The organism is Micromonospora humida, from assembly GCF_016901255.1.
GTDB lineage: Bacteria > Actinomycetota > Actinomycetes > Mycobacteriales > Micromonosporaceae > Micromonospora > Micromonospora wenchangensis.
In genome coordinates this window covers 261,159-275,044 of sequence record NZ_JAFEUC010000002.1, presented here as the reverse complement: position 1 = coordinate 275,044, position 13,886 = coordinate 261,159, and the positions used below count along the sequence as shown (strand labels likewise).

The following is a 13,886-nucleotide window of genomic DNA, read 5'->3' as shown; positions in this document are numbered from 1 at the left end:
AGGCTGACGGGATCGCAGTGCGGCGCGGAGCGGGAGGCCACCGATGACCACCATGGACGACGTGAGCCGGCCCTCGCGGGTCGCCGGGACGGACGAGGGGATCAGCCCGGAGGAACTCCGGTTGGCCGCCCGCAACCACGGCATACCGCTGGAAGCGTTGCGGTACGACGTCACCCCGGCCGGCCTGCACTACCTGCTCATCCACTACGACATTCCCGACCTCGACCCGGCGGTCCACGCGCTGACCGTGGACGGGGCGGTGGGTCGGCCGCTCCGGCTCGGGCTGGCCGAACTGCGCGAACGCCCCCGGGTGACCCACCGGGTGACGCTGGAGTGCGCCGGCAACGGCCGGGCGTTGCTGCACCCCCGCCCGGTCAGCCAGCCGTGGCTGGTGGAGGCGGTGGGCAACGCCGAGTGGACCGGCACCCCGCTGGCGCCGCTGCTGCGCGAGGCCGGGATCGCGCCCGACGCGGTGGACGTGGTGTTCACCGGCGCCGACCACGGCGTGGAACGTGGGGTGGAGCAGGACTACCAGCGGGCCCTGCCGGTCGCCGACGCGCTGCGCGACGAGGTGCTGCTGGCGTACGAGATGAACGGCGCTCCCCTGCTGCCCCAGCACGGCGCGCCGCTGCGGCTGATCGTCCCCGGCTGGTACGGCATGGCGCACGTCAAGTGGCTGCGCACGATCAGCGTGCTGACCCGGGAGTTCGACGGTTACCAGAACGCGGTGGCCTACCGGCTGCGGCGCGACGCCGACGACCCGGGGGTGCCGGTGACCCGGATCGAGCCCCGGGCGCTGGTCCGGCCGCCGGGTTTCCCGGATTTCATGTCCCGGGCCCGGGTGCTGCGGCCGGGGCCGTGCACGGTGGACGGACGCGCCTGGTCGGGGCACGGGCCGGTGGTGGCGGTGGAGGTGACCACCGACGGCGGGGCGAGCTGGTCACCGGCCACCCTGGACCCGCCGGCCGGCGGCGGGTGGTCGTGGCGACGCTGGCGGTACGAGTGGACGCCGCAGCCCGGCCGCTACGCGCTGGGGGCGCGGGCGACCGACGCGTCGGGGCGTACCCAGCCCGTGGAGCAGCCGTGGAACCGGGGTGGGTTCGCCAACAACCTCGTCCAGCGGGTGGACGTGCTCGTCGTCGCGGAGTGAGGCGGCCCGCTCCCGGCCCGACGTCGGCGGTGGGCGGCCGACGCGGGGCGGGGATCAGCTACCGAAGCCCGAGTCGGCCGGCAGCGAGATGTCGGGCTTCTCCAGCTCCTCGACGTTGACGTCCTTGAACGTCATCACCCGGACGTTCTTGACGAAGCGGGCGGGACGGTACATGTCCCAGACCCAGGCGTCGTGCATCTCGACCTCGAAGTAGACCTCGCCGTCGGAGTTGCGCACGTGCAGGTCCACCTGGTTGGCCAGGTAGAAGCGGCGTTCCGTCTCCACCACGTAGGAGAACTGACGGACAATGTCGCGGTACTCCCGGTAGAGCTGCAGCTCCATCTCAGTCTCGTACTTTTCGAGATCTTCCGCGCTCATCGCACTCCGCCTTCCATGACCACATCTTCCCCCACCGGTGCCGGAGGCCGCGGCTGCTCGCCCAACGCCACGCCGACGGTACCCCCTGTCCGGCCCGAGCGCTCCATCGGCTCGGGAGCAGCTGCGCCGAGCGGCCGGCGGGCCCGGGGTGGGGTCCCCTCCCGGCCCGCGACGGCGGCCACGTTGACGTACGAGAACCGGTGCTCCACGCAGGGCCCCCGCTCGCGCAACGCCTCGGTGTGCTCGGCCGTGATGTACCCCTTGTGTTCGGCGAAGCCGTAGCCCGGGTGGCGTCCGTCCAGCTCCACCATGATCCGGTCCCGGGTGACCTTGGCCAGTACGCTGGCCGCCGCCACACAGGCCGCCACCCGGTCGCCCTTCCAGACCGCCAGCCCCGGCACGTCCAGCCCGTCCACCCCGAAGCCGTCGGTGAGCACGTACTCCGGGCGGGTGGTCAGCGAGGCAAGGGCCCGGCGCATCGCGGCGAGGTTGCACACGTGCAGCCCCCGGGTGTCGACCTCCTCGGCCGGGACGACCACCACCGCGTACGCCAGCGCGCGGGCGACGACCTCGGCGTACACCCGCTCCCGGCTGGCCGGGGTGAGCAGCTTGGAGTCGGCCAGCCCCTCGATCTCGCCGCGTCGCCCCTCGGGCAGCACCGCGGCGGCGGCCACCAGCGGGCCGGCACAGGCCCCCCGGCCGGCCTCGTCCGCGCCCGCGACGTGCCGGAATCCGCGTCGTTGCAGGGCGCGTTCCAGCGCGTAGAGCCCCCCGTCGCGACGCACCACCGTGCGCGGTGGGGTCAGCACGACGGCTCCGACGCGGGGGCCGCCGCCAGCACCTGGGTGAGCAGGTCCGCCAGGTCGGCGGGGTAGCACCGCTCGGTGGTGTCGGCCAGCTCGGCCGCCGACCACCAGCGGTGCCCGGTGACGCTGGCCCGTTCGATCGCGTCGAAGCCGGCCGTGTCGACCTCCCAGGTGGGCACCCGGACCACGAAGAACTCCTGTTCCTGGCGGTACCACACGCCGTCGAAGGGAAACTCGATCGTCTCGGAGCGGACCGACCCGCCCAGCTCAACCGGCGTCAGCCGCAGCCCGGTCTCCTCGGCCAGCTCCCGGGCGGCCCCGACCGCCGGGGACTCCCCCGGGGTGAGCCCACCGCCGGGGGTGAACCAGTACCGGTGACCCGGGCGGGCCGGGTCGACGCCCGCGAAGAGCAGCACCCGGCCGGACGCGTCGACGAGCAGCACGCGGGCCGCACGTCGGGGGTGGAAGACGGTCACCGCATCAGCCTGCCAGACGGTGCCGGCGGTCGGCCACGCCCGGGGCGGGCGCGGCCGGTCAGGGGTTGGGAATCCCGTCGAACGACTTCGGCACGGTGAGCCAGGTGGCCCGGTCGAACGGCCAGAAGACGGTGAAGGCCCGGCCCACCACCTCCCCCTCGGGGATGGTGGCGCTGTCGATGTTGCGGCCGGACTGCTGCCAGTGCTCCAGGGAGTCCCCGGAGGCCGAGCGGTGGTCACCCATCACCCAGAGCCGCCCCGCCGGGACGGTGATGTCGAACTCCTGGTCGGCGGGCTTGTCCTGCTGGCCGTTCGCGGAGTAGATGTAGGGCTCGTCGAGGGACTTGCCGTTGATCGTGAGCCGGTCCTGCGCGTCGCAGCAGACCACGTGGTCGCCGCCGACCCCGATCACCCGCTTGATGAAGTCCTCGCCGTCGGGGTTGCCGCTCCACTCGGTCGGCGCCTTGAACACCACCACCTCACCCCGGTGCGGTGAGCGGAAGTCGTAGACCAGCTTGTTGACCAGCACCCGATCGTCGATCTTGAGGGTGTTCTCCATTGACGGCGAGGGGATGAAGAAGGTCTGCAGCACGAATGCGCGGACCAGCACCGCCACCAGGATCGCGACGCCCAGGAGAATGGGCAGCTCCTTCCAGAAGGAGCTGCGCGGCTTTTCGGTCTGCTCGTCAATCACGGGTGGAGCCTACGTCGCCGGAGCCGAACGGGCCGCCCGGAACGCCGGAGGGGTTCCCGCCACCCGGCCCGCCACCACCGTTCCCGTCGGCGGAACCGGCCCCGACCGCCGGGCCGTGCGGGGTCGCGGGACCACGCCCGCCGCCCGGACCGGGTGATGGCGGCCAGCAGGGCGGCGACCGGGAGGAGCAGGACCACGTCGCCGGTCGGGGTCGGCCGTACCGGGGCCGGGGCGGTGTTCGCGGCGGCGGAGTCGGACAACTTGGCGAAGGTGGCCGGCACCGGCAGCGACGCCCACCGCGACGACGGCCACACCACCATGAACGCCCGGCCGACCACGTTGTCGATCGGCACCGGGCCCTGGCAGCGGGCGTCCTGGGAGACCAGCCGGTGGTCACCCATCACGAAGATCTGCCCCGGGGGTACGACCACCTCGTCGAACCGGCGGGACCGGCACTCCTTCGGGTTCGGCGGGACGTCCAGCGGGGAGTTCCGCACCACGTACGGCTCGTCGAGCGGGATGCCGTTGACCATGACCCGGCCCTGGTCGTCGCAGCACTTGACCCGGTCGCCGGGCAGCCCGATCACCCGTTTGATGAAGTCCTTCTCGCCGGGGCGGCTCACCCCGACCAGATCGCCGAGGGTGCGACCGATCTTGCCGGCGGCACCGGTCGGCGGCACGGGATTCTCCTGGGCGACCCACTTGTCGGTGCCCCGGAACACCACGACCTCGCCGCGCAACGGGTCGCGCATGTCGTAGACGACCTTGTTGACCAGGACCCGGTCGCCGATGAGGAGGGTGTCCTCCATCGAGCTGGACGGGATGAAGAAGGCCTGGAGGAGGAAGGTGCGGATCAGCACCGCGAGGCAGAAGGCCACGATCAACAGCAGTGGCAGCTCCTGCCAGAGGGGCATCTGCCGACGGGCGGGGCGGGCCCGCCGACGCCACGGGTCCGCTGTGCCGTTCGAGTCAAGCACCTGCACCACGCCACTCCCCGGTCCGCAGAAACGACACTACCGCCCGGGAGCCTCGTCGAGGCCCCACGGGCGGCAGGGACGATCGGAGCGCCGCGATCTGTCGTCGCGACACCATCCGCCGGTCTGCGCCCGTACCGATCAGCGTAATGCGCTCTGGTCGATACGACATCCGCGCAGGTCAGGCGGCGTGGCGAACGGAGATCAGCTGGGCTGCTTCTCGCGCTTCTCCTTGATCTTGGCCTTCTTGCCGCGCAGCTCGCGCAGGTAGTAGAGCTTGGCCCGACGCACGTCACCACGGGTCACGACCTCGATCCGGTCGATACCCGGGCCGTTGAGCGGGTACGTCCGCTCCACACCCACACCGAAGCTGACCTTGCGGACCGTGAAGGTCTCGCGCAGACCGTCACCCTGGCGGCGGATGACGACGCCCTGGAAGATCTGGACCCGGGACCGGTTGCCCTCGACGACCCGCGCGTGCACCTTGACGGTGTCACCGGCCCGGAAGTCGGGGATGTCGGTACGCTTCGACTGGGCGTCAAGGGCGTCCAGGATGTTCATCGCTGCGTCCTCGTAATGCTCACGGCGCACCGTCACTCGGTGCGCGGATGGGTGATTCTGATCCCCGGGTGGTTGCCGGCAGGCCGACCCCGGTCGGGAATCCTCGCAGCCGCCCACGGCGTGGACGGATGCGGCAACCCCTCTACTTTGCCACATCCCCCGGGGGCAGGGGGAAGCCACCCCGCTCCAGCGCGGCCACGTCCCGTTTGTCCAGAATCTCCGGGGACAGCGCGGCGATCATGTCGGGCCGTCGGCGGGCCGTCCGGGTCAGCGCCTCGTCGCGCCGCCAGCGGGCGATCCGCCCGTGGTCGCCCGAGCGGAGCACGTCGGGCACCTCGTACCCCCGCCAGCTCGCCGGCTTGGTGTACATCGGGGCTTCCAGCAGGCCGTGGGCGTGCGACTCGTCGTCAAGCGAACCCGCGTTGCCGAGCACCCCGGGCAGCAGCCGGGTGACCGCCTCCAGGATCACCAGCACCGCGACCTCGCCGCCGAAGAGCACGTAGTCGCCGAGCGAGACCTCGGTGACCTTCAGCCGGGTCGCCGCGTGGTCGAGCACCCGCTGGTCGATGCCCTCGTACCGGCCGCAGGCGAAGAGCAGGTGCGACTCGGCGGCCAGCTCGTGCGCCATCGCCTGGGTGAACGGCGCACCGGCCGGGGAGGGCACCAGCAGCCGGGGCAGGGTCAGGCCGTCCGGGGCCAGCTCGTCGGGGGCCAGCGCGTCCAGCGCCTCACCCCACGGCTCGGGCCTCATCACCATGCCCGGCCCGCCGCCGTACGGCGTGTCGTCGACCGTACGGTGCACGTCGTGCGTCCAGTCCCGCAGGTCGTGGACGGCCAGCCGGAGCAGGCCCTGCTCCCGGGCCCGCCCGATCAGGGACAGGTCGAGCGGGGCGAAGTACTCCGGGAAGATCGACACGATGTCGACGCGCATGTGGGTGGCTTCCGGCTAGAGGTCGAGCAGACCGGCCGGCGGGTCGACGACGACGCGTCCGCCGGCGAGATCGACCTCCGGGACGATCGCCTTGACGAACGGGATCAGCGCACTGCCCCCCTGGGGGCGGCGCAGGACGAGCAGGTCGGAGGCGGGCGCATGGTCGATCTTCGCCACCTCGCCGAGGTGCTCACCGGCCGGGGTGACCACGGCCAGGCCGACCAGCTGGTGGTCGTGGAACTCCTCCGGGTCCTCCGGCGGGGCGACGGAGGCGCTGTCCACCCCGAGCAGGGTGCCGCGCAGCGCCTCGGCGGTCTCCCGGTCGAGCACCCCTTCGAAGGCCACCAGCATCCGCCCCTGGTGCCAGCGGGCCGACTCGATGGTCAGCTCGGCGGGGACCTCGTAGGCCACGCCGGGCGCGACGGTGGGGGCCGGCTCGGCCCCGCCCCGGCGCGGTGCCGCCACCCGGGGCGTCGCCCCCGGCTCGGTGCACAGCACCGCGCCGGGGGCGAACCGCGCTTCGGGCTCGTCGGTCCGCACCTCCACGGTGACCTCACCGCGGATGCCGTGCGGTTTGCCGATCCTGCCGACGATGAGCAGCATCAGTACGAGTCGACGATGTCGACGCGTACCCCGCGTCCACCGATGGAGCCGATCACCTGACGCAGCGCCTTGGCGGTCCGCCCGGACCGCCCGATCACCGTGCCGAGATCCTCCGGGTGCACGCGGACTTCCAGCCGCTTGCCCCGACGGGAGTCGACCATGCGGACGCGCACGTCGTCCGGGTGGTCGACGATTCCCTTGACCAGGTGCTCCAGGGCGGGACGCAGCGGCATGTCAGGCCTGCTCACCGGCGTCGGCAGCAGCAGCCGGGGCCTCGGCCGGAGCCTCGGTCTTCGGCGCCTCGGTCTCGGCCGGGGCCTCCGCCTTGGCGGCCTTGCGGGCCGGCTTGGCGGGGGTCTCCGGGGCCAGGCCGGCGGCGGCCTTCGCCTCGGCCTCGTACGCCGCCTTGCGGTCGGCGCGCTCGGCGGCGACCTTGAGCGGCGGCGGGGCCGGCAGGCCCTTGAACTTCTGCCAGTCGCCGGTCAGCTCCAGCAGACGCTGGACGGCCTCGCTCGGCTGCGCGCCGACCGAGAGCCAGTACTGGACGCGCTCCGACTTGACCTCGATGATCGAGGGGTCTTCCTTCGGCTGGTAGACGCCCACGAACTCGATCGCGCGACCGTCACGCTTGGTGCGCGAGTCCGCGATGACGATGCGGTACTGCGGGTTGCGGATCTTGCCCATCCGCAGGAGCCGGATCTTTACGGCCACAGTTGTTTCGCTCCTGTTGCGATTTCACCGACCCGGCTACGGGCGGTGCACGGGTGAGCGTCGACCGGCACAGTGGGGTTGGGCCGGAGACTGCTCGATGGACTGGCGACGCGCCCGGGTTAGAGGGCGCCGGACGCGCGCCGGATACCAGCGACCCATTCTGCCAGATCACCCGCCGAACACTCACATCGGCCCACCCGACCGGCACGGCCGGCCGGCGGGCCGGTCGCCAGTGAGCTACGACACACTCATCGCGCGGGTGGCCGGTCCCAGCCGGGCGGCAGCTCCGTCGGGGGCGTCCAGTCGGCCGGCGGGACGAAGTCGCACCAGGTGCCGTCGAACGGGAACGTCCCCGCCTCGGCGAGGGCGATCACCCGCTCCCCCTCCGCGCGTACGGCCTTCTCGTCGGTCACCCAGTAGTGGTCGGGGAAGGCGAGCCGCTCGGAGAACTCGTCCTCGTCCTTCCACTGCCAGCTGTGGTCGGGCCGGACCACCACGTCCAGGTCCTGGTCGACCACGTCCACCCCGGCCAGCGACCCGTCGTCCCACCGGACGCCGGGCTCCTCCAGGTTGACGTACCAGGCGGCGAACCGGTCCTTCTCGTCGCGGAAGAACCAGACCGAGTGGGCCGCGCCCGCCGGCAGGAACTCCAGCAGCGGCGGTCCGTTCCACCGACCCCGGGCCAGCCGGTACGACGAGGTGATCCACTCGGTGAACGGCATCGCCCGCATGCCCAGCCCCGCCTCGGACACCTCGTGCGCCACCGGCGTGTCCCGGGCCACCCAGAGCAGCAGGCCCCGGTCGTCGTCGAGCACCACCCGGGCCGGCCGGACCCACCCGATCCGGCCGTGCCGCACGTTGCGGTGCACGATCAGCTGACCCGGTTCGAAACGCACCACACCTCCACAGCTCTGCACGCACCTGCGGCGCGCCGGTCCCGGCGGTCCCGGGGCTCCGGCCACGACGCCGGCCCGCGTCCCGGTGAGCCGGCGGCGCACGGGAGGCACCGCCGGCAGAGAGCGGGTCGGCGGACCGGGGTCCGCCGTGGGCGGCTCAGTAGGCGCGGGCCAGGATGGCGGTCAGGTCCGGCTCGTCCTCGTTGTCCGGGACGGACCCGTCGGCCCGCAGCAGGCACCGGACGGTGACGCCCTGGCCGTTGGCCTCGGCCTCGCCCGCGATGCCGACGGCCGACCACGGCACCATGGCCCAGCCGGTGGCCGCCGCCTCGATCGCCTCGGCGAGGGTGGACACCTCGACGGTGCGGGACCGCCGGTGGGCGAGCGCCTCGTCGTGCAGGGCCTGCTGGTCGGCCTCCAGGGCGGCCAGGACGGCGTCGACGACGTCGGCGACCGGGGTGGGGGCCTTCGAGCCGTCCGTCCGCCGGACCACGACCGCGTTGCCGGCGGCCAGGTCGCGGGGGCCGACCTCGACGCGTACCGGGTAGCCGCGCAGCTCGGCGTCGACGGCCCGGCGGCCGAACGCGGTGTCGGTGCGGTCGTCGAGCGCGACCCGGACGCCGGCGTCGCGCAGCGCGTCACGCAGCTTGGCCGCCGCCTCGCCCACGCCGTCGCCCGCCTTGACGATCATGACGTACGCCTGGATCGGGGCCAGCCTCGGCGGCACCCGCAGCCCGTTGTCGTCACCGTGCGCCATGATCAGCCCGCCGAGCATCCGGGTGGAGGTGCCCCAAGAGGTCGTCCAGGCGTGCTCCCGGCCGCCCTCGGCCGAGGAGTAGCTGATGTCGAACGCCTTGGCGAAGTTCTGCCCCAGCTCGTGGCTGGTGCCGAGCTGCAGCGCCTTGCCGTCGCCCATCATGCCTTCGCAGGTGTAGGTGGCGGTCGCCCCGGCGAACCGCTCCCGGGCCGTCTTCAACCCGACCACCACCGGGATACCCAGCACGTTGACCATCAGGTCCTCGTACGCCTCGTGCAGGATCTTGCGGGCGTAGGCGCGGGCGTCCTCGCGGGTGGCGTGCGCGGTGTGCCCCTCCTGCCAGAGGAACTCGCTGGTACGCAGGAAGACCCGGGGCCGCAATTCCCAGCGGACCACGTTCGCCCACTGGTTGAGCAGCAACGGCAGGTCCCGGTACGAGTCGATCCACTTGGCCATGAACTCGCCGATCACCGTCTCGCTGGTGGGGCGCACCACCACCGGCTCGGCGAGCTGCTTACCGCCACCGTGGGTGACCACCGCCAGCTCCGGCGAGAAGCCCTCGACGTGCTCGGCCTCGCGCTTGAGGTAGCTCTCCGGGATGAACAGCGGGAAGTACGCGTTCTCCGCGCCGGCCGCCTTGATCCGGGCGTCCATCTCGGCCTGCATCCGCTCCCAGATGGCGTAGCCGGCCGGTCGGATGACCATGGTCCCCCGGACCGGGCCGTTGTCGGCCAGCTTCGCCTTGGCGATCAGGTCCTGGTACCAGCGGGGAAAGTCCTCCGCACGGGGAGTGAGCACGCGAGCCATGACCGCACATCCTATGCGCCCCCCGACGGGTCGGCGCAGCCGGGCGCGCCCGCACTACCATCTGCCGTCATGCTCTGCGACCCGGCACCGGCCCTGGCCCCGCTCGCCGCCCGCTGGGTGGCCTGGGTGGCCGCGCACCGTCAGCCGGTCAACCCGGTCAGGGACGACACCGGCCGGCACGGCGGGCGTCACCAGCCGGACGACGTGTGGTTCCTCGCGGGCACCTTCGGCGGCGGAGTCAGCCGGCGCTGCGTGGTGCCGGCGGGCCGTCCCCTGTTCTTCCCGGCGTTCAGCTACTGGCAGCCCGGCCGCCGCGACGAGCCGGCCGAGCCGATGCCCGACGCCAGCGGGCACGCCGAACTGGACGGGGCCCCGGTGCCGGTACGGCCGGCCGGCTCCGCCGCCTCGTTCCCGGTCCGGGGGTTCTTCAACAACGTCGTCACCACCTGGCCGTGGCCGGTGCAGGTCTCCTGCTGGGGCCTGTGGGGGCTGGTGCCGCCGCCGGCGCCGGGCACGCACCGGCTGACCTTCGCCGGGCACGACGGCGCGCGGTTCTGGGTCGAGGCCGAGTACGAACTCGACGTGCGCTGAGCGGCGTCCGTGGCCGTCGACCACCGTGGTCGGCGGCGCAACCGGCGCGCGGGCCGGCCACGGGCGACCCGGCCGGTCAGCGGACCACCCGGCCGCGCAGCACGATCCGGCTGGGCGTCCGGACCACCCGCAGGTCGCGGCGCGGATCCTCGGGGTAGACGACCAGGTCCGCCAGGCCGCCCTCGACCAGGCCGGGGAAGCCGAGCCACTGTCGGGCCCGCCAGGAGGCGGCGGCGAGGACGTCCACGGCGGGCATGCCGGCCTGCTCGTGCAGCAGCAGCATCTCCTCGGCGGCCAGCCCGTGGTCGATGCCGCCGCCCGCGTCGGTGCCCACGTAGATCGGCACCCCGGCCTCGTGGGCGGCACGCACCACCTCGGGGAAGCGGTCGCGCAGGGCGAGCATGTGGTCGGCGTAGCCGGGGAACTTGGGGCGGGCCGCGGCGGCGATGCCCCCGAAGGTCCGAATGTTGATCATCGTGGGGACCAGCGCGGTGCCCTGCCGGGCCATCAGGTCGATCAGGTCGAGGCTCAGCCCGGTGCCGTGCTCCACCGAGTCCACCCCGGCCTTCACCATGATCTCCACGGCCGACTCGCTGAACGTGTGCACCGCCGCGCGTACCCCGGCGGCGTGCGCGGCGGCCACGGCGGCGGCCATCGTGTCGGCGTCCCAGGCCGGGGCGAGGTCGCCGACGCCCCGGTCGATCCAGTCACCGACCAGCTTGACCCAGCCGTTGCCGGCGGCGGCCTGCGCGGTGACCGCTGCGGTCACCTCGGCCGCTTCGACCTCCAGACCGATGTCGCGCAGGTAGCGCTTCGGCGGGGCGACGTGCCGCCCGGCGCGGGCCAGTCGCGGCAGGTCCGGTTCGTCGTCGAGTTCGGGGTACGGGTACGGCGAACCGGCGTCGCGCAGCGCGAGCACCCCGGCGTCCCGGTCGGTACGGGCCAACGTGCGGGCCTGGTCGAGGGAGGTGACCGGGGTGGCGCCCCGGGCGATGCCGAGGTGGCAGTGGGCGTCGACCAGGCCGGGCAGCACGAACCCGGAGTCGGCGACCGTCTCGGCGTCGGGCACCGGGTCGAAGGTGACCCGGTCGCCGTCGAGCCAGACGTCCCGGACCTCGTCGTCGGGTAGGAGCACACCGCGCACATGCAGAGCCATGCGCACAGTCCTACCCGATCACTGCCCGTCGGGGGCGAGCAGGTCGTTCTTCCGGACGGTCAGCGCCGGCAGGTCGACCGAGACCTTCCACGGCGACTCGGTGACGAACAGGTCCTCGGTGTGGGTGATCTGCTCGTAGTCGCGGCCACCGGGACCGAGCGCGTACTCGGTCAGCGTGATCCGCTCCTGGAGCGGGTCGACCACCCAGTACGAGCGCACCCCGGCGTGCGCGTAGACCTTCGCCTTGTCGTACATGTCGCGGAAGGTGGAGGTGGGTGCCACCACCTCCACGGCGAGCAGGGCGTCCTCGACGGGGACGGGCGACCGGCCGGCGTGCCGGCGGTGGATCGCCACCACGTCGGGCCGGGGCTCGTTGCGGCGATCGACCCGCATCGACAGGTCGAAACTCACGAGGTGATCCGACGGGCAGTTGACTTCGACAGCGAGCAACAGACGGACGCACAGGTCCTGATGCAGGGCAGTGGGGGACGGCACGATCAACCTTCCGTTGATCAGTTCGTACGGAAGGTCCTTCGGCAGGTCGCCGAGGTCGTCGACCGTCCACTCGTGCCGTTCGGGCAGGCTGGGTGCTGCGGTCATGACATCTCCTCCCAGGGGCGACGACCACCCTAGGTGCTCGGGTCGTCGCCCTCCGCCACCGACACGCGTCAGCGGGGCCGGTTGTCGCCCTTGCCGAGCTTGTTGAAGTCGATCTTCGGAAGCTTGAAGCCCGGCGGCAGCCCCTGGCCGCCCGCCAGGTCGTTCGGGTCCATCCCCGGCGGGAGCTGCGGCATGCCACCGGGGAAGCCGCCCGGCAGCCCGGCGCCCGCGCCGCTGCGCGGCCGGTTGCCACCCTTGGTGCCCTTGCGCTTGTTCTTCGGGGACTTGGTGGCCTTGCGCCGGCCCCCGCCGGGCAGGCCCATCATGCCGCCCATCTGCTTCATCATCTTCTGCGCGTCGGCGAAGCGGTTGAGCAGCTGGTTGACGTCCATCACGGTGACCCCGGAGCCACCGGCGATGCGGGCCCGCCGGGAGCCGTTGATGATCTTCGGGTTGGTCCGCTCGGCCGGGGTCATCGACCTGATGATCGCGGTGACCCGGTCGAAGTGCTTGTCGTCCAGCTCGGCGAGCTGGTCCTTCATCTGCCCCATGCCGGGCATCATGGCCAGCACGTTGGCGATCGGGCCCATCCGCCGCACCGCGATGAGCTGGTCGAGGAAGTCCTCCAGGGTGAACTGCTCGCCGCCCATCAGCTTGGCGGTCATCTTCTCCTTCTGATCGGTGTCGAAGGCCTGCTCGGCCTGCTCGATCAGAGTGAGGACGTCGCCCATGCCGAGGATCCGGCTGGCCATCCGGTCGGGGTGGAAGACGTCGAAGTCCTCCAGCTTCTCGCCGGTGGAGGCGAACAGGATCGGCTGGCCGGTGACCTCCCGCACCGACAGCGCCGCGCCACCGCGGGCGTCGCCGTCGAGCTTGGACAGCACCACACCGGTGATGCCCACGCCGTCGCGGAACGCCTCGGCGGTGCGGACCGCGTCCTGGCCGACCATCGCGTCGATGACGAAGATGACCTCGTCGGGGTCGACCGCGTCCCGGATGTCGGCGGCCTGCTGCATCATCTCGGCGTCGATGCCGAGCCGGCCGGCGGTGTCGACGATGACGATGTCCCGGGCGGCCCGCTTCGCGTGCTCGATCGAGGCGCGGGCGACCTGCACCGGGTCGCCGGTGCCGTTGCCGGGCTCCGGGGCGTACACCTCGACGCCGGCGCGGCCACCGAGCACCTGGAGCTGCCCGACGGCGTTGGGACGCTGGAGGTCGGCGGCGACCAGCAGCGGCTGGTGCCCCTGGGCCTTGAGCCAGCGGGCCAGCTTGCCGGCGAGGGTGGTCTTACCGGAGCCCTGGAGGCCGGCCAGCATGATCACGGTCGGCGGCTGCTTGGCGAACTGGAGCCGCCGGCCCTCGCCGCCGAGCACGTTGATCAGCTCTTCGTTGACGATCTTGACGATCTGCTGGGCCGGGTTGAGCGCCTGGGAGACCTCCGCGCTGCGGGCCCGCTCCTTGACGTTCGCGATGAAGCCCTTCACCACCGGCAGCGCGACGTCCGCCTCCAGCAACGCCAGGCGGATCTCGCGGGCGGTGGCGTCGATGTCGGCGTCGGTGAGCCGGCCCTTGCCACGGAGCTTGGTGAAGATTCCGGACAGGCGGTCACTCAAGGTGTCAAACACGCGAACATCCCGTATGTCGTCAGCGGCGGGCACAGGTGCGGCCGGGCCGGCTGTCCAGCCCACCGTTAGGGTAGCCCGCCGGCCGCACGCCCGCTCCGGCCCCGCGCGCCGCGCCCCGCACCGTGCCCGGGGCCCGGCCGGCGGCGGGCCGCCCACGACGCGCCCGCCGG

General features: G+C 72.7%; 16 protein-coding genes and 1 pseudogene. 2 read left to right on the top strand and 15 right to left on the bottom strand.

The features are described from left to right. The first annotated feature begins 43 nt into the window (after positions 1-43). Entirely contained in the window at positions 44-1,150 is a 1,107-nt protein-coding gene (locus JQX11_RS05125) for a sulfite oxidase (protein WP_204923829.1), read from the top strand. A gap of 54 nt (positions 1,151-1,204) precedes the next feature. On the opposite strand, the gene JQX11_RS05120 is transcribed toward JQX11_RS05125, so the two are convergent. The 12 genes and pseudogenes from JQX11_RS05120 to proS form a co-directional block, all read right to left on the bottom strand. Beyond that, positions 1,205-1,528, bottom strand: coding sequence for a DUF2469 domain-containing protein (locus JQX11_RS05120; RefSeq protein ID WP_011905215.1), 324 nt, complete (start codon positions 1,526-1,528; stop codon positions 1,205-1,207). Further along, entirely contained in the window at positions 1,525-2,337 is an 813-nt protein-coding gene (locus tag JQX11_RS05115; protein WP_204923828.1) for a ribonuclease HII, read from the bottom strand. The genes JQX11_RS05120 and JQX11_RS05115 overlap by 4 nt, the downstream gene beginning before the upstream one ends. Beyond that, positions 2,331-2,810: an NUDIX hydrolase gene (locus JQX11_RS05110; protein WP_204923827.1), complete on the bottom strand. Its 480-nt coding sequence runs from the start codon at positions 2,808-2,810 to the stop codon at positions 2,331-2,333. The genes JQX11_RS05115 and JQX11_RS05110 overlap by 7 nt, the downstream gene beginning before the upstream one ends. Before the next feature lie 58 nt (positions 2,811-2,868). Further along, complete coding sequence (gene lepB, locus JQX11_RS05105) at positions 2,869-3,504, bottom strand: signal peptidase I (protein ID WP_088646703.1); 636 nt, start codon at positions 3,502-3,504, stop codon at positions 2,869-2,871. Positions 3,505-3,668: 164 nt separating this feature from the next. After that, positions 3,669-4,490 (bottom strand): annotated as a pseudogene (gene lepB / locus JQX11_RS05100) (signal peptidase I); the annotation flags it as partial. A 192-nt stretch (positions 4,491-4,682) separates the two neighbouring features. Beyond that, complete coding sequence (rplS, locus tag JQX11_RS05095) at positions 4,683-5,039, bottom strand: 50S ribosomal protein L19 (protein WP_088646705.1); 357 nt, start codon at positions 5,037-5,039, stop codon at positions 4,683-4,685. Between the two features lie 142 nt (positions 5,040-5,181). Beyond that, positions 5,182-5,970 (bottom strand): tRNA (guanosine(37)-N1)-methyltransferase TrmD, encoded by a 789-nt coding sequence (gene trmD, locus JQX11_RS05090; RefSeq protein ID WP_204923825.1) that lies wholly within the window; start codon positions 5,968-5,970, stop codon positions 5,182-5,184. 15 nt (positions 5,971-5,985) lie between these two features. Further along, positions 5,986-6,570: a ribosome maturation factor RimM gene (gene rimM, locus JQX11_RS05085; protein WP_204924140.1), complete on the bottom strand. Its 585-nt coding sequence runs from the start codon at positions 6,568-6,570 to the stop codon at positions 5,986-5,988. A 2-nt stretch (positions 6,571-6,572) separates the two neighbouring features. Beyond that, positions 6,573-6,833: an RNA-binding protein gene (locus JQX11_RS05080; RefSeq protein ID WP_172862164.1), complete on the bottom strand. Its 261-nt coding sequence runs from the start codon at positions 6,831-6,833 to the stop codon at positions 6,573-6,575. Continuing rightward, a complete protein-coding gene (rpsP, locus tag JQX11_RS05075; RefSeq protein WP_204923824.1) occupies positions 6,808-7,284 on the bottom strand; it encodes a 30S ribosomal protein S16 in 477 nt (158 codons plus the stop codon). Before rpsP ends, JQX11_RS05080 begins: the two co-directional genes overlap by 26 nt. Before the next feature lie 248 nt (positions 7,285-7,532). Further along, positions 7,533-8,180, bottom strand: coding sequence for a ribonuclease FAU-1 family protein (locus JQX11_RS05070; protein WP_204923823.1), 648 nt, complete (start codon positions 8,178-8,180; stop codon positions 7,533-7,535). Positions 8,181-8,337: 157 nt separating this feature from the next. Beyond that, positions 8,338-9,744: a proline--tRNA ligase gene (gene proS / locus JQX11_RS05065; RefSeq protein WP_204923822.1), complete on the bottom strand. Its 1,407-nt coding sequence runs from the start codon at positions 9,742-9,744 to the stop codon at positions 8,338-8,340. A gap of 69 nt (positions 9,745-9,813) precedes the next feature. Here proS and JQX11_RS05060 point away from each other — a divergent pair, with 69 nt between their 5' ends. Then, a complete protein-coding gene (locus tag JQX11_RS05060) occupies positions 9,814-10,335 on the top strand; it encodes a hypothetical protein (protein ID WP_204923821.1) in 522 nt (173 codons plus the stop codon). 76 nt (positions 10,336-10,411) lie between these two features. Here JQX11_RS05060 and JQX11_RS05055 read toward each other — a convergent pair whose 3' ends face one another. From JQX11_RS05055 to ffh, 3 genes are all read right to left on the bottom strand, one after another. Beyond that, positions 10,412-11,491 (bottom strand): amidohydrolase family protein, encoded by a 1,080-nt coding sequence (locus JQX11_RS05055; protein WP_204923820.1) that lies wholly within the window; start codon positions 11,489-11,491, stop codon positions 10,412-10,414. Between the two features lie 18 nt (positions 11,492-11,509). Beyond that, on the bottom strand, positions 11,510-12,091 hold the full coding sequence (locus tag JQX11_RS05050) for a Uma2 family endonuclease (protein ID WP_204923819.1): 582 nt from the start codon (positions 12,089-12,091) through the stop codon (positions 11,510-11,512). Between the two features lie 68 nt (positions 12,092-12,159). Then, positions 12,160-13,716, bottom strand: a complete 1,557-nt coding sequence (gene ffh / locus JQX11_RS05045) for a signal recognition particle protein (protein ID WP_204923818.1) — start codon at positions 13,714-13,716, stop codon at positions 12,160-12,162. Positions 13,717-13,886: the final 170 nt, after the last annotated feature.

Coding starts and splice junctions, on each gene's coding strand:
- JQX11_RS05050 (WP_204923819.1), bottom strand. CDS start 12,091: ATGACCGCAGCACCCAGCCTGCCCGAACGGCACGAGTGGACGGTCGAC.
- rplS (WP_088646705.1), bottom strand. CDS start 5,039: ATGAACATCCTGGACGCCCTTGACGCCCAGTCGAAGCGTACCGACATC.
- JQX11_RS05055 (WP_204923820.1), bottom strand. CDS start 11,491: ATGGCTCTGCATGTGCGCGGTGTGCTCCTACCCGACGACGAGGTCCGG.
- JQX11_RS05125 (WP_204923829.1), top strand. CDS start 44: ATGACCACCATGGACGACGTGAGCCGGCCCTCGCGGGTCGCCGGGACG.
- proS (WP_204923822.1), bottom strand. CDS start 9,744: ATGGCTCGCGTGCTCACTCCCCGTGCGGAGGACTTTCCCCGCTGGTAC.
- trmD (WP_204923825.1), bottom strand. CDS start 5,970: ATGCGCGTCGACATCGTGTCGATCTTCCCGGAGTACTTCGCCCCGCTC.
- JQX11_RS05120 (WP_011905215.1), bottom strand. CDS start 1,528: ATGAGCGCGGAAGATCTCGAAAAGTACGAGACTGAGATGGAGCTGCAG.
- JQX11_RS05060 (WP_204923821.1), top strand. CDS start 9,814: ATGCTCTGCGACCCGGCACCGGCCCTGGCCCCGCTCGCCGCCCGCTGG.